The sequence below is a fragment of the Paenibacillus sp. KN14-4R genome, assembly GCF_052180255.1.
Lineage (GTDB): Bacteria > Bacillota > Bacilli > Paenibacillales > NBRC-103111 > Paenibacillus_AM.
On the sequence record NZ_CP197466.1, the window covers coordinates 3,509,650 to 3,523,948 of the forward strand.

13 protein-coding genes are annotated in these 14,299 nt (G+C 44.6%); 5 read left to right on the top strand and 8 right to left on the bottom strand.

Going from position 1 to position 14,299, the window contains the following annotated elements; all coding sequences use genetic code 11:
* Nucleotides 1-17: 17 nt before the first annotated feature.
* Together ACSBOP_RS17245 and ACSBOP_RS17250 are read right to left on the bottom strand one after the other, a co-directional pair.
* A complete protein-coding gene (locus tag ACSBOP_RS17245) occupies nt 18-1,412 on the bottom strand; it encodes a nicotinate phosphoribosyltransferase (RefSeq protein WP_442604515.1) in 1,395 nt (464 codons plus the stop codon).
* A gap of 54 nt (nt 1,413-1,466) precedes the next feature.
* Nucleotides 1,467-2,009 (bottom strand): cysteine hydrolase family protein, encoded by a 543-nt coding sequence (locus ACSBOP_RS17250; protein WP_442601753.1) that lies wholly within the window; start codon nt 2,007-2,009, stop codon nt 1,467-1,469.
* A 149-nt stretch (nt 2,010-2,158) separates the two neighbouring features.
* On the opposite strand from ACSBOP_RS17250, the gene mgrA reads away from it, so the two are divergent.
* The 3 genes from mgrA (at nt 2,159) to ACSBOP_RS17265 (ending at nt 5,448) form a co-directional block, all read left to right on the top strand.
* Nucleotides 2,159-3,151 carry an L-glyceraldehyde 3-phosphate reductase gene (gene mgrA / locus ACSBOP_RS17255; RefSeq protein ID WP_442601754.1) on the top strand — a complete coding sequence of 331 codons (993 nt, stop codon included), beginning with the start codon at nt 2,159-2,161 and terminating at the stop codon, nt 3,149-3,151.
* A 156-nt stretch (nt 3,152-3,307) separates the two neighbouring features.
* Nucleotides 3,308-4,216, top strand: coding sequence for an arginase (rocF, locus tag ACSBOP_RS17260; RefSeq protein ID WP_442601755.1), 909 nt, complete (start codon nt 3,308-3,310; stop codon nt 4,214-4,216).
* A gap of 41 nt (nt 4,217-4,257) precedes the next feature.
* Nucleotides 4,258-5,448, top strand: coding sequence for an ornithine--oxo-acid transaminase (locus tag ACSBOP_RS17265; protein ID WP_442601756.1), 1,191 nt, complete (start codon nt 4,258-4,260; stop codon nt 5,446-5,448).
* Nucleotides 5,449-5,526: 78 nt separating this feature from the next.
* On the opposite strand, the gene ACSBOP_RS17270 is transcribed toward ACSBOP_RS17265, so the two are convergent.
* The 5 genes from ACSBOP_RS17270 to ACSBOP_RS17290 all read right to left on the bottom strand — a co-directional run bounded on the left by ACSBOP_RS17270 (nt 5,527) and on the right by ACSBOP_RS17290 (nt 11,262).
* Nucleotides 5,527-6,459 (bottom strand): dihydroorotate dehydrogenase, encoded by a 933-nt coding sequence (locus tag ACSBOP_RS17270; RefSeq protein WP_442601757.1) that lies wholly within the window; start codon nt 6,457-6,459, stop codon nt 5,527-5,529.
* Nucleotides 6,440-7,141, bottom strand: a complete 702-nt coding sequence (locus ACSBOP_RS17275; protein ID WP_442601758.1) for a dihydroorotate dehydrogenase electron transfer subunit — start codon at nt 7,139-7,141, stop codon at nt 6,440-6,442. Before ACSBOP_RS17275 ends, ACSBOP_RS17270 begins: the two co-directional genes overlap by 20 nt.
* 717 nt (nt 7,142-7,858) lie before the next feature.
* Entirely contained in the window at nt 7,859-8,434 is a 576-nt protein-coding gene (locus tag ACSBOP_RS17280) for a hypothetical protein (protein ID WP_442601759.1), read from the bottom strand.
* Nucleotides 8,435-8,521: 87 nt separating this feature from the next.
* Entirely contained in the window at nt 8,522-9,907 is a 1,386-nt protein-coding gene (locus tag ACSBOP_RS17285) for a (Fe-S)-binding protein (RefSeq protein WP_442601760.1), read from the bottom strand.
* Nucleotides 9,904-11,262 carry an FAD-binding oxidoreductase gene (locus ACSBOP_RS17290; protein WP_442601761.1) on the bottom strand — a complete coding sequence of 453 codons (1,359 nt, stop codon included), beginning with the start codon at nt 11,260-11,262 and terminating at the stop codon, nt 9,904-9,906. Before ACSBOP_RS17290 ends, ACSBOP_RS17285 begins: the two co-directional genes overlap by 4 nt.
* Before the next feature lie 169 nt (nt 11,263-11,431).
* Between ACSBOP_RS17290 and ACSBOP_RS17295 the strand changes: the two genes are divergently transcribed.
* Together ACSBOP_RS17295 and ACSBOP_RS17300 are read left to right on the top strand one after the other, a co-directional pair.
* Nucleotides 11,432-12,142 (top strand): FadR/GntR family transcriptional regulator, encoded by a 711-nt coding sequence (locus ACSBOP_RS17295; protein ID WP_442601762.1) that lies wholly within the window; start codon nt 11,432-11,434, stop codon nt 12,140-12,142.
* Between the two features lie 28 nt (nt 12,143-12,170).
* A complete protein-coding gene (locus ACSBOP_RS17300; protein WP_442601763.1) occupies nt 12,171-13,304 on the top strand; it encodes a GNAT family N-acetyltransferase in 1,134 nt (377 codons plus the stop codon).
* Nucleotides 13,305-13,394: 90 nt separating this feature from the next.
* On the opposite strand, the gene ACSBOP_RS17305 is transcribed toward ACSBOP_RS17300, so the two are convergent.
* A complete protein-coding gene (locus tag ACSBOP_RS17305; RefSeq protein WP_442601764.1) occupies nt 13,395-14,240 on the bottom strand; it encodes a MurR/RpiR family transcriptional regulator in 846 nt (281 codons plus the stop codon).
* Nucleotides 14,241-14,299 lie beyond the last annotated feature (59 nt).

The window sequence follows — 14,299 nt, forward strand, 5'->3', positions numbered from 1 at the left end:
CGGCGATAGCCGAAATGTTAGTTCTTATATTTTTTAAGCAGCTTCATCTTTAAGGTCCACGCCTTCACACTTAAATTGACTGGGTGTGCCTCCGGATTCAGCTTCCGCATATACTCCGGCCATAGCTGCTGCTTCTGCGCCTCATGATGTGCACGAATTTGATCCAGTGTTGGCAGCTCATATACCTGCTCTCCATCACGGAAAATCTGGCGTAAAAGCGGAATGGCTTCATAATAATCGATATATTTGTTCAAATAAGGATGTGCAGGATCGAACAACTTGAGCGGTTCCCCGCGGAGCACATCTTCCTCACCTACGAGCGCGATGTAGTCAGCTTCAGCCATACCTGTCTTTTTGTTCATTAAACGGTAGGGCGTCTTTGCTCCTGGTGCAGATACTTTCTCTGGATTACCGGAGATCTTGATCGTCGGTACCATCTTACCATCCTGCTCTCTAGCCACCATTTTATATACCCCGCCGAGTGAAGGTTGATCTGCAGCAGTAATCAGCTGTGTCCCCACTCCCCAGACATCAATCCGAGATCCTTGCGCCTTAAGATTAAAAATAATATGCTCATCCAGATCGTTAGATGCCACAATTTTTACATCAGGGAAGCCAGCCTCATCCAGCATGGAGCGTGCGATTTTGGACAAGTAAGCCAGATCACCGCTGTCTAGACGGATCGCATTAAGCTTCTTACCCTCGGCTTGCAGATACTTCGCTACACGAATGGCGTTCGGGACGCCACTTTTTAGTGTATCGTATGTATCGACGAGTAATGTCACTTGATTCGGCAGCACTTTCGCATAACGCATGAACGCTTCCTCTTCGCTCTCGTGACTTTGCACCCAAGAATGAGCGTGTGTTCCACTTGTCGGGATACCGAACAGCATGCCTGCAAGCATATTGGAAGTCGCATTAAATCCAGCAATATACGCCGCACGAGAACCCCAAATTGCTGCATCCCCTTCCTGCGCACGCCTTGTACCAAATTCGAGTAAGTGATCTTCTGGAGCAACGTTCCTAATTCGGGAAGCCTTGGTCGCAATAAGCGTCTGGAAGTTCATAAAATTCAAGATCGCTGTTTCCACTAATTGCGCTTCAAAGATTCGAGCCTCCACCCGAATAAGGGGTTCATGCGGGAATATCAATGTCCCTTCCTCAACCGCAAATAATTGCCCTGTAAATCGAAACTTCCGCAGTTCCTCCAAAAATTCGGGTGCATAACCCTCTTCTTGCTGACGTAAAAAATCAATTGCTTCATCATCAAATCGCAATTCATTCATATATTCCACAATACGCTGTAGACCAGCAAACACGGCATATCCATTACCAAAAGGAAGCTTGCGAATATAAGCCTCGAATACAGCTTGTTGATTATGTGTACCGTTCGCCCAGTGCGCGTACATCATATTGATCTGATATTTATCTGTGTGAAGTGTGATGTTCTTATGTGTGTGTAGCAATTACCGTTCACTCCTTATATTCGCGCCAAGCGAATCTCTAAAATGCCCCAGCGCCCATGTATGCCCGGACTCATTAAAGCTGGCGACCGCATCTTCATGAATCACAAGATCGAACCCTTTATTGTAAGCATCCACAGCGGTATGTAATACACATATATCGGTACATACGCCAACCAGATGAAGCTCCTGAATACCGCGATTTCTTAATTGAAGTTCCAAGTCTGTCCCACAAAATGCACTGTATCTCGTTTTATCCATCCAATAGATGTGTGAACGATTTCCTTCATAAGTATCCTTCAACTGACCATACAAATCGCGTCCAGGTGTGCCTTGAATGTTATGGGGAGGAAATAGCTTCGTCTCCGGATGATGGGGGTCATCTTGATGATGCAGATCAACTGCCATCACCACAAACTCACCTTGCTGTATAAAAGATTCCGTCAGCTCCACAATGCGCGATTCAATCGCAATAGCAGGCTCACCAACGGGTAATTTTCCAACTACAAAATCAACGGTATAGTCAATCACAATTAATGCTTTCATGCTAACACCTCTTTCCAGCCATTCTGTTCATAATTCTATTGTACGAGGAATCCATGCGATATTGCAAAGGTCCTGCTATTCTTTTACAGGATTTCGAGATAAAATAATAGTGTAAGTATGTTCATATGCACATTAGGAGGTTGGATAGCATGTCGTATACACCTAGTTCAGACAGATACAACACGATGAAGTATAATCGCTGTGGCAAAAGCGGCTTGAAACTTCCTGCCATTTCACTTGGATTGTGGCACAATTTCGGTGATGTGAACGTCTATGAGAACAGCCGTGCCATGATCAAACGCGCTTTTGATTTAGGGATTACACATATGGATTTAGCGAATAACTACGGTCCTCCTGCTGGATCGGCTGAAGAAAACTTCGGTCGCATTTTGCGAGAAGACTTTGCAGGTTATCGCGATGAGATGATCATTTCGACTAAAGCTGGTTATTACATGTGGCCAGGGCCTTATGGAGAATGGGGTTCCAAAAAATATCTTGTATCCAGCCTTGACCAAAGCTTGAAGCGGATGGGACTCGACTATGTGGATATTTTTTACCATCATCGTCCAGATCCTGATACGCCGCTTGAAGAGACAATGGCAGCGCTTGATCTCATCGTTCGTCAAGGAAAAGCTCTCTACGTCGGACTCTCTAATTATAATGCGGACGAAGCTAGAGAAGCGATCCAAATTCTTAAACAACTTGGAACACCCTGCCTCGTACATCAACCCAAGTATTCGATGCTCGATCGCTGGGTAGAAGACGGTTTACAGGATGTTCTAGAAGAACATGGAGTGGGTTCCGTTGCCTTCTCACCTTTGGAAAAAGGTATTCTGACGAATCGCTACTTGAATGGTGTACCATCAGACTCACGCGCAGCAAGTGAGAGTGTATTCTTGAAGCCGACTGACTTAACGGATGAATTACTCGGTAAAGTGACTCGATTAAATGAACTTGCGATGAGTCGCAATCAGACACTTGCGCAAATGGCGCTTGCATGGGTGCTTCGTGGAGGACGAATTACCTCTGTGATCATCGGAGCAAGTAAAGTTTCACAAATCGAAGATTGTGCAGCCACGATCAACAATCTCGAATTCACAAACGATGAGTTAACCCTGATCGACCAAATTTTAAACGCATAAGACTTGCTTTAAGTTAAACTAACGAGACAGACATCTGCAAGCATTAGATGTTTGTCTTTTTTGCATGCACAGGACTCAAATTCAAGCTTACCAAACCGCTCATGTGGCATCATTTTTGCATATTGAAGAGTGAAAGATGGAAAGGAGCTTATTCACATGACATCCAAAATCGTATCGATCATACGTGTACCATTCGGCTTAGGGGGAGCAAGACCAGGCGCGCACTTAGGTCCAGAGGCACTAATAGATGCTGGACTCATCCGTCACTTATCCAAACTGCCATTAGTCCTTGAAAATGAAGGGGAAATCGCAGCTGCATCAGCTGATCCAGCCCCATCCGAGACTGGTCATACCACACTTAAACATCTCCAAGATATTGTCACGGTCAACACGCAGCTCGCTGCTAAAGTCTCTTCCATTGTCGAACAAGATAAATTTCCACTTGTGCTCGGCGGTGACCACAGCATTGCAATAGGAACGATAGCGGGTTTAACCCAACATTATAAAAATTTAGGCGTGATTTGGTTCGATGCCCATGGCGACTTAAATACAGAAGAGACGAGTCCATCTGGCAATATTCATGGTATGTCACTAGCCGTCAATCTAGGTAGAGGGCATGCGCTGCTGACCCATATTAAGCAAGAAGGATCAAACATCGATCCGAAGAACGTCGTCATAATAGGTGCCAGACAATTAGATGAGGGAGAAAAAGCATGGATTCGCTCCTCCGGCATTACCTGCTTCACGATGCATGATATCGACCGACTTGGCATGTCTCATATTATTACAGAAGCGCTCCGCATCGTAGGTCAAGACACGGACGGTGTCCACTTGAGCTTTGATATCGACAGCTTAGATCCTTATGAAGCACCAGGTACAGGAACAGCCGTTCAAGGTGGCGTGAACTATCGGGAAGCTCATTTTGCCTTAGAGATGATGTATGAGTCGGGGTTAATCACATCAGCTGAATTCGTAGAAGTGAATCCGTTATTGGACTCGAACAATCGCACCGTCAGACTGACCAACGAACTGATCTGCTCCCTGATGGGGCAGCGCATCTTATAGGAGTGTGTTCAAAAAATTCAAACGGTGGAGGTCCTTTTCAAGTGAATAAAACAGAACAAATTATTACCCAGACCGAGCACTATGGTGCGCATAACTATCACCCCCTTCCTATTGTCATCTCGAAAGCAGAAGGTGTTTGGGTTGAAGATCCGGAAGGTCACACATACATGGATATGCTCAGCAGCTACTCGGCACTCAATCATGGGCACCGTCATCCACGTATTATTCAAGCGTTAAAAGATCAAGCCGATCGTGTCACACTTACATCTCGCGCTTTTCACAATGATCAATTGGGCGAATTCTATGAACGGCTTTCCATTCTGACACATAAAAATATGATTCTTCCTATGAACACGGGCGCAGAGGCGGTCGAAACCGCACTGAAGGCTGTAAGACGTTGGGCATATGAAGTCAAGCAAGTAGCGCATGATCAGGCTGAAATTATCGTCTGCGAAGGGAATTTTCATGGGCGGACACTTGCCATTACGTCCTTCTCATCTTCGGATGAATATAAAAGGGGGTTTGGCCCTTTCACTCCTGGATTCAAAATTATTCCTTATGGGGATTTGGAAGCGCTTCGACAGGCAATTACTCCACATACAGCCGCATTTATCGTCGAACCGATCCAAGGTGAAGCGGGTATTATTATGCCATATGAAGGTTTCCTGCGGGATGCGCACCAACTTTGTCAGATGAACAATGTCCTATTCGTCGCTGATGAGATTCAGACTGGATTTGGACGTACAGGCAAGCTATTCGCTTGTGACTGGGAGCAGGTCATCCCCGACATGTATATCCTAGGAAAAGCACTCGGAGGCGGTGTATTCCCAATCTCCGCTGTTGCAGCAGATGCGAGCATTCTTGGTACTTTCACCCCTGGTTCACACGGTTCTACCTTTGGTGGAAACCCGCTTGGCTGTGCGGTTGCGATTGCATCCATGGACGTGTTGGATGATGAGAAACTCGTCGAACAATCTTCCGAACTTGGAAGCTATTTTCTAACTGAACTGCAAAAAATACAATCTGCCAAAATTTCAGCAATCCGTGGTAAAGGCCTCTTCATCGGTGTGGAACTCACCGAACCTGCAAGACCGTATTGTGAACAACTCAAACAATTAGGTCTGCTTTGCAAAGAAACCCACGAAAATACGATCCGCTTCGCACCACCGCTCACCATTACTAAAGATGAGCTCGACTGGGCTCTCGTACGAATAGGTTCTATTTTCGAATAATAAGATCAATTAGAAGCACATTCGATTTCAACAGCGATCGAAGTGCTTCTTTTCTCTGAAGTCAATATCTTTTTGGAATTAAATAATGCCTCGTATTTCATCCAAAGATTGAATATTTTCACGTTCCATAAATGCCTCAATACCTGCAAGGATGTCTTCACCAGCACGTAAATTCATAAAGTTGTACGTCCCAATCTGCACGACCGTCGAACCTGCCATAATAAATTCGATAACATCCTCTGCACTTGAAATACCACCCATTCCCATAACCGGAATCGTAAGTTGCTTCGCCACTTGGTGAACCATGCGCAGTGCAATCGGCTTGATCGCAGGGCCTGAAAGTCCTGCATACCCATTATCAAATACACTCTTGCGGTTACGAATATCAATCTTCATCGCGGAAAATGTATTGATCAGGGAGACCGCATCTGCGCCCTCTTCTTCACACATTGCCGCCATCGCAACGATATTCTCGGCGTTCGGAGATAACTTAACTGCAAGTGGTAATGAGGTTGCTTGACGTACTTCACGCACAACTTCTCTTGCCGTCTCCGTCTGAATACCATACGCAATGCCACCTTGCTTCACATTGGGACAAGAGATGTTCAGCTCGATCATATCGACACCAACGCGCCCTTCCTTCTGGCGTGTTCGTGTGTCCTCGGTAATCATCCGTGCACCCTCAGCGTAATCTTCGATACATCCGCCCCCAAGATTCACGATCTTCGCAGGTTCAATTGTTTCCCAGTACGCCATTTCTTCCTCAAGGAAAGCCGCGATGCCCGGATTTTCAAGGCCCACGCTATTCATCATCCCAGAAGGTGTTTCCCATACCCGAATCCCACGGTTACCTGCCTTCGGCTGCAGCGTTAAGCCTTTTCCAGAAATACCACCCAACTGGTTAATATCGTACAGCTTCGCATAATCTTTTCCGAATCCGAACGTTCCCGATGCCATCACAACGGGGTTTTTAAAATCGACCCCTGCAATCTTACAAGCCATTTTCTGCATCGAAATTCACCTCCGTCGCTAAAAATACCGGTCCGTCCGCACAAGCTCGCTTATTCCCATTCTGACAAATGACGCTGCACACCAGACACGCCCCAACCCCGCAAGCCATCCGTTTTTCTAACGAAACATACACATCTGCCTTGCTAAACTTCGCTTTCTCATAAGTGGCATGCATCATACCATGCGGTCCACATACAAAAATGGCATCGTATACATCGACATCTAGTTCATCGAGTACTCTGCCACCTACATTGACCACGACATTCGCCGCAACTTCCTTATATTCATCAACAAGATATGGTTCTTGTCCAAAACCTAAATACACGTCTGCCCAAGGCATTTGTTTAGCTGCGTAATAAAACGGCGCTATTCCAATGCCTCCGCCAATCATAGCAACCTTTCTTTCGATATGCGGGAACCCGTTTCCAAAAGGTCCTTCCAGCCCGATCTCATCCCCTGGCTTAAGCCTTGAAATGAACCCCGTGCCTTCACCAAACACTTTATACAGAAACTGAATCTTGCCCTCTTCCCTATTAAAAATACTAATAGGACGCGAAAGAACGGGGTAATTCCCCCAAGCCCGCAGCATATAGAATTGCCCGATTGCTCCTTGATAATTACCTTCTACCGTTAACAGATACACGTTGTTAGCAACTTCACGATTCGAAATTAGGATCGACATGTTTTAGCTTCAGGACTCCTCTCGTCTTCTCTTAAAAATTTGCCCCTTCAACTATAAACTTTTTTTGTCCGATCACATGTGTGGTTTTTCACAATGGAATGAATTAGCGAATGCCAATGACATAATAATGTGATTATTTAGAAGTAGTTGGGCATATATGGAAAGTAAACGTGTTAGAATAGAAATACATTAAACATTTCAATGTGATGAGGTGCTCCATATGAAGATAGTTAAAAACTTCACCCTAGTAGTTCTTAATTTAGTTGGCGAGCTATGGACCGGTTTCTTTTTTCGAAAACCTGATTTCTATGACAGTCATACCGTCACTAAAACAAAAATAGGTTATGCCGTGCTTGTCACACTTACTTACCTTGCCACTATCGGCATCCTTACATTGCTATACTTAAGAATAAATCGATAAGCCCTAAATAAACAAAAAGGAACCCACCGTCTCGCTAAAGATGTGGGTTCCTCTTATTTGTCCCTATTCATTTAGCCGATGATAGGCTAAATTCACCCTGCCTACACCAAAAAAGGTGGAAGGCACAACTTCGGGAAGGAGCAGGGACGAAGGGTGGTGATGTCCTGGAGAGCGAAGCGGTGCGCCTTTGAAATCGGATTCCAACCTATCAACCTAATCAAAGGAATCCGATTTCAACAGCGTACGGAAGGACATCACCACCCGCAGTCCCCCCCATCTCAAACTCAAATTTTTCCCTACACACTCTCATAAAATAGGATTTCTTCAGGCAGCCCAAAATACTCGCAGAAGACTTTCTTATACGCATCAGACGGAAGTTCCCCGCTATGCATATACTTACGTGTTGTGGCGGGATTTAAACCTTTAACACGGCTGAACTCGGCTGGTGAGATGTCATGCACTGCAAACAAACCCGTTAAAATTCGATTAAGCTTCATGCCTAGGAAAACACGTTTATAAAACTTCTTATCTGTTATTTTCTCCACTTGATCATAGTTCTGATCATCAAAGAATAAAACCGATTGTGGTATGCCGAACTTAAAAGAAATACGTGCTCGATATTCTTCTGTTGGTTTCACGCCTTGATAAATCCAAGCTGCCACCGTGCGGTTGGCAACTTGTAGTTCGCTTGCAAGCTCCGAGAGCTTCACATCTTCAACCATCATCACAGCCATTAGAATCCGGTTCTGAATCGACCATTCCTTTGGTTTACGGAAACGAGGCTTTTTAATGCCTTTGCCGATTTTGTCCTTATTAATTTGAGCCCATTCGGAAATATCTACTTTTTTATCTAGTTGCAATGTCGTGGTCATCGTGATCTTCCTTTATTCGCTTTTGTACATATATTGTACACGTTTAAGGTCATTAAACAAAATCGGCACGATAAACAACCCCAAATCTCACTGTTTCTCCAAGATCCGTTCTGCTAAGAAATCCACGACATGCACAGCTTGCATCTTATCTGAAAGCTGCTCTCTTTCAATACCAAGTTGCATTTGAAGCAAGCATCCCGGATTGCTCGTCAAGACAAGATGCGCGTTCGTTTCTTTGGCATGCTCCATTTTATGATCAAGAACTTGCATCGACATCTCTGGTTGGACGAGGTTATAGATCCCACCTGAACCGCAGCAGCTATCTGCTCCTGTCATCTCAACAAAGTTCACATCTGCAACTTTAGCGATCAAGTGACGCGGCGCATTGCCTGCTTTCATTACATTTTTCAAATGACAGGAGTTTTGATAAGTCACCGTGACTGGCTTACTTTGCCCATTATCGTTTTTGCCAGATAAGAGATTAAGCGCTGGAAGATTACCTTTTTCAAGTAAGAGCTGGCTCACATCCCTAACTTTCTCTGCAAAATGTTTTGCTGCTTTTGCATACTCAGGATCATCGTGCAGCAAGTGATCATATTCGATAAGAAGTGCGCCGCAGCCGCCAGCATTGGACACGATATAGTCCACTTGTGCCGCTTCGAACGCACGAATATTTTTCTTCGCCAAATCTTTCGCAAGATCCATCTCACCACTATGGGCTTGAAGTGCACCGCAGCAGTTCTGTGTCTCTGGAATTACGACATCAAAACCCGCTTCGGATAACAGCTTCACTGTATTAATATTGGTTTCGGTAAACATGACATCCATAATGCAGCCACGGAACATGGCAACTGTTCCAATTGGATTCCCTTTTGCTGGATAGAATGTACCTAAATGTTCGACAACTCCTTTGGTAGATGCTTCTGGCATCACCTTTTCAAGCTGCTGCATATGAACCGGCAAGATTTTCAATACGCCTGATTTACGAGCAAGCCACCTTAGTCCTGATTTCTGATACAGCTTCATCCCGCCGCCCAATATTCGCATTCTTTTTTGAAAAGGAAATGTGTGCTTCAACAAAGTTGTGCGAAGCGCCTTTACCCATACACGATGCTCAGCTGCTTTCTCTTCGATCGCATCTCTTGTTTGTTCCAATAAATGTCCATACTTCACATCAGCCGGACACACAGGTTCACAAGCGCGACAACCCAAACATAGATCCATTTGTTCTTGAAACATTTTGTCTGGCTCCATCACACCGTCTACGACTGCCTTCATGAGTGCAATCCTACCGCGGGGCGAAGCAGCTTCATAGCCCGTTTCTTGGAAAGTCGGACAAGCCGCCTGACAAAAACCACAGCGCATACAGTTCGTCAATTCATCATAATTCAGTGTTAGTTTCATGCGTTCAGCTAGTGGTGTAGAGCTAACCGCAGCAACTTTCGATTTGATCGAGGTTTCTGTTGTACTCATTGATGAATCACCACTCTTTTTCTTGACTCTTTGGCAAATATTTTACTCGGATTCATGATGTTATTCGGGTCAAACGCCTTCTTGATGTTTTTCATCAGTTCAATACCAGCTGGGCCAACTTTCCACTCCAAATACGGTGCTTTGACAGTCCCTACACCATGTTCGCCAGTGATCGTACCGCCAAGCTGGATCGCCGCTTCAAAAATTTCCTCAAACGCCATTTCTACCCGATGAATTTCATCTGTATTACGAGCATCCGTTGCACAAGTTGGATGTAAATTTCCATCTCCAGCATGACCAAAAGTACAAATTTGTACATTATATTTTTCCGAAATCTTCTTGATTGCATTGACCATTTCAGCGATTTTGGAACGTGGAACGGTTGCATCTTCTAGAATCGTCGTCGGTTTGATCCGAGCCAGTGTAGAAAGCGCTGTACGACGCGCCATCATCAGCTTTTCAGCTTCCTCAGCAGTTGTAGCAAGCTGAACATCAGCCGCATTTTGCTCCTTACAAATCCGAATCATGTCTTGAATGTCTTTATTCACTAGTCCTTCATCAATTCCGTCTTGTTCAATTAGAAGCACAGCTTCCATATCCACTGGCAAGCCAATTTTGTTGTAAGCTTCAACAACACGAAGAGTTGGATTATCGATAAACTCAAGTGTAGCTGGCGTAATGCGATTTCCAATAATTTTGGATACCGTTCGAGCAGCATCGTGAATGTCACGATACATCGCAAGCATCGTCTTCTTATAAGTCGGAGCTGGCAGCAACTTCACCGTTGCTTCGGTAATGATCGCTAGAGTTCCTTCCGAGCCGACGAGCAGCTTCGTTAGATCATAGCCTGCTACGTCCTTGTAGAGCTTACCACCTGTGCGAATAATATCTCCGCTTGGAAGTACAGCTTCCAGACCAATGACATAATCTTTAGTCGTGCCATATTTCAGTCCTCGAAGTCCCCCGGCGCATTCCATAATATTGCCGCCAAGAGTCGAGATGACCATGCTGCTTGGATCTGGTGGGTAGAATAAACCGTACTTCTCCACAGCTAAATGAAATTCCTTTGTATTGAGTCCCGGCTGGAACGTCGCCGTTAAATTATCGGTATCGATCTCGAACAACTTCTTCATGCGGCTCATGACCATCACAATGCCGCCTTCAATAGGGACTGTCCCCCCGCAAAGGTTGCTCCCAGCCCCTCGTCCAACGACTGGGATTTTATATTCATTCAGCACTTTAAGTACTTGTGAGACTTCCTCTGTGGATCCAGGGAATACGACACCGTCAGGCAAGTTCTGCAACATCGGTGTTGCATCATACGAATAAGCAACGCGTGCTTCTGTATGCTCCATGAAATGTTTTTCTCCTACTATTTGGCGAAGCTTTTCGATTACAATTGGCTCTAGCATATACTCTCTCCTTCACGTATAATTAATGTAAATTGATCAGGTGATCTGATGACTTTTCTTTCATTATAACGTATGATTGAATAGGTGTATATTGTTTTTACGGAGGTTTTATATGTCTTTAAAAGTAATGAAGCCTCGCAAAGGCTCTGAGATTGTAATGGAGCATCTGAAGGCACAAATTGTCGCAGGTGAATACACACCTGGGCACCGCTTACCTACAGTTGTCGATCTGGCAGCAAGTTATGCGGTAGGTCGTTCCACAATTCGTGAAGCGCTTAGTGCACTAAAAGCAATGGGATATATCGAAATTCGTCATGGTGGAGGAACCTTCGTTAACAAGGAGCTGCCTGCCGAGGATGATCTAAGTAAGAACGGATTCACTTATAAGACCGAATCCATCCGAGAAATTATAGAAGCTCGTAAATTCATCGAAAGTGGATGTGCGAGTCTAGCAGCACAAAGACGTACTAATGATGATCTCCTTAAATTAAAGGACATTCTTACAACGATGGAGAATGTCATCAACGACGAGGAGCAAAGCGAAATGGCAGATATTCAGTTTCACCTGCAGATCGCAAAAACGAGTCACAATACACTCTTGATTGATCTCATGGAATCCCTGCATGAACGCCTGCAAGAGAGTATGAAAGATTCTAGAAGACTCTGGTTTTACAATGAACGAGAGGCCTCTGAACGTCTGCTCCAGGAACACCATTTGATTTATGAGGCTATTGCCTCACAGGATGAAGCTCATGCATCTGATATGATGATGCAGCACTTGGAGAAAGTGGAAAAGGTCGTACAAAAATTTATGAATAAATAGATAGTGGCATAATAAAGGAGGATTATACATGACTGAAATTAGACCGTTACACGATTATGAAATGCAAGATGCTGTTGCACTTGCGAATGCCATTTTTAGAGATGCCGAACAAAGTTCGATGGCAGCTGCATTTCCGCTCGTTTTTTCAGAAAGTTTAGGACAATCTTTCGGTGCTTTTGAAGATGGAAAACTCGTTGCTTTCATGGGTCTCGTGCCCGCTCATATCCGAATTGGTGAAACACAACTAACCGTATATTCACTTGGAGCCGTGTGCACGCATCCCGATTACCGTGGTAAAGGCTATGCAGGTCAAATTCTCGATGAAATCAAAGAACATGTTGCACGTGCTGGAGCATCCCTGCTTCTTGTATCCGGAGACCGCCCACTCTACATTCGCGCACACTGTTATCAATATGGTAGCGTTAAACGTTATTTACTTGATCCTCAAAATACGCTTACCATCCCTCCATTATCGGACGATGTAACGATTCGGGAACTGGGTGTGACCGATTGGTTCCAACTCCACCAAGTTGCAAGTGCTAGATTCTCCCGCTATGAGCAGAGTTTATCTGAGCTTGCATCCATGATCCGTTCACAAGCTTATGCAAGTTGCGTCAAAATGACGCATCGTACACTCGTTGCTGAGCAAAATGGTCAAATCATTGCATATGCTGTCGTGTGTGTGCCGACTCAATACAAAAACTCACGTCCGCCATTTGCAGTGGAACACGGTGGCGATCCACGCGCAGTAGCTGCACTACTCGCTCATACTGTTGCTGCTTATAAGCTCAATCGTATGGATGCAGCTATTATTTGGCACAATGATGGTCTACATGAAGCCCTTCAATCGATTCCTTTTGAAGCTGAGAGCAACTATGGTACTGTTCATGTTGCAAATCCTGAGCTGTTAATGAGCCAATTACAACCTTACATGCAGCAAAAAAATGCTGAAATAGCGGCATCACTTCAGCTATCTAACCTGGGAGATGGAAAGTGCAAGCTCACTTTCGGTGAACAGTCCTATGAAATGGATGCACAGGAGCTTGTATCCCTGCTCTTCGACACAGAGCCGCATACAAAGCTTCCAGCTGATGTAAAACAATCGCTTACTGCAATCTTCCCTCTTCCATTCCCACTCGTGAGTGGATTAAACTACGTGTAAACTATCGAAGATACCAAACTTTTGGAATACAAAAGGGACCTCCCATCAGTTACGAACCTGATTGGGAAGTCCCTTTTTTCATGCCATCGTTTACTTATTCTCGGCTTCGCGAATCGCTTTACGCGTGCGATTCAAGTAGTCCACCGAATGCTCATAATCTTTACTTGCTACTCCAATATATAACATATCAATAACATTAAGCTGTGAGATACGTGATGCTATAGCCCCACTGCGAATTTCACTATCTGTCGATGAAATGCTTAGTGGAATGTCGATGTATGGGCTTAAGGATGAAGTCCCGTATTTCGATATGCTGATCGTCTTCGCTCCATTAGCCTTCGCTTGTTTAATGGCAGCAATGAGATAAGGTGTCTCTCCTGAATAAGAAATGCCTACAGCGACATCGTCTTTCGTTAACGTTACAGACGTCGTTAATTGCATACTAGGATCAGAAAATGCAAGACTTGTCTTGTTTATCCGCAAAAATTTCTGCTGCGCGTCCTGTGCGATCAAATTGGATGCACCTAGTCCATAGAAGAAAATCCGCTTCGCTTGATGAAGTGCTTCAACCGCCTGCTCAACCAGCTTCGTATCCAAAATTTTAACTGTATCCCGAATAGACTGTATGTTGTTATTCGTCACGTTCTGAATAATCGTCTCTAGCTCATCATGCAGACGAATATCTTGATATCCTTGTTCTTCTACCTGATGAAGATCACCAGCAATCTTAATTTTGAGATCCTGATAGCCCTTTACATCCAATGACTTGCAAAGACGAACGATCGCTGCTTGGCTAGCACCACTAACCTCAGACAGCTGCGCGATTGACATGCTGATCATTTGTTCAGGAGTTTTGAGAATATATTTAGCCACCTTCTGCTCAGACGGATTGAGCTGATCATATATCTCTTTTAGTTTTACGAGTCCACCATTCAAGTATCTCACCTCCCTCAATGTAGGTTTCTAATTACCTATCACATTATAAATGTTTTGGC

Bases quoted from the DNA above. Each gene is read 5' to 3' on its own strand.
- ACSBOP_RS17295 (WP_442601762.1), top strand. From the start codon at position 11,432: ATGTCTTTAAAAGTAATGAAGCCTCGCAAAGGCTCTGAGATTGTAATG.
- mgrA (WP_442601754.1), top strand. From the start codon at position 2,159: ATGTCGTATACACCTAGTTCAGACAGATACAACACGATGAAGTATAAT.
- ACSBOP_RS17300 (WP_442601763.1), top strand. From the start codon at position 12,171: ATGACTGAAATTAGACCGTTACACGATTATGAAATGCAAGATGCTGTT.
- rocF (WP_442601755.1), top strand. From the start codon at position 3,308: ATGACATCCAAAATCGTATCGATCATACGTGTACCATTCGGCTTAGGG.
- ACSBOP_RS17250 (WP_442601753.1), bottom strand. From the start codon at position 2,009: ATGAAAGCATTAATTGTGATTGACTATACCGTTGATTTTGTAGTTGGA.
- ACSBOP_RS17290 (WP_442601761.1), bottom strand. From the start codon at position 11,262: ATGGAGCATACAGAAGCACGCGTTGCTTATTCGTATGATGCAACACCG.
- ACSBOP_RS17275 (WP_442601758.1), bottom strand. From the start codon at position 7,141: ATGTCGATCCTAATTTCGAATCGTGAAGTTGCTAACAACGTGTATCTG.
- ACSBOP_RS17285 (WP_442601760.1), bottom strand. From the start codon at position 9,907: ATGAGTACAACAGAAACCTCGATCAAATCGAAAGTTGCTGCGGTTAGC.
- ACSBOP_RS17280 (WP_442601759.1), bottom strand. From the start codon at position 8,434: ATGACCACGACATTGCAACTAGATAAAAAAGTAGATATTTCCGAATGG.
- ACSBOP_RS17270 (WP_442601757.1), bottom strand. From the start codon at position 6,459: ATGCAGAAAATGGCTTGTAAGATTGCAGGGGTCGATTTTAAAAACCCC.
- ACSBOP_RS17245 (WP_442604515.1), bottom strand. From the start codon at position 1,412: ATGATGTACGCGCACTGGGCGAACGGTACACATAATCAACAAGCTGTA.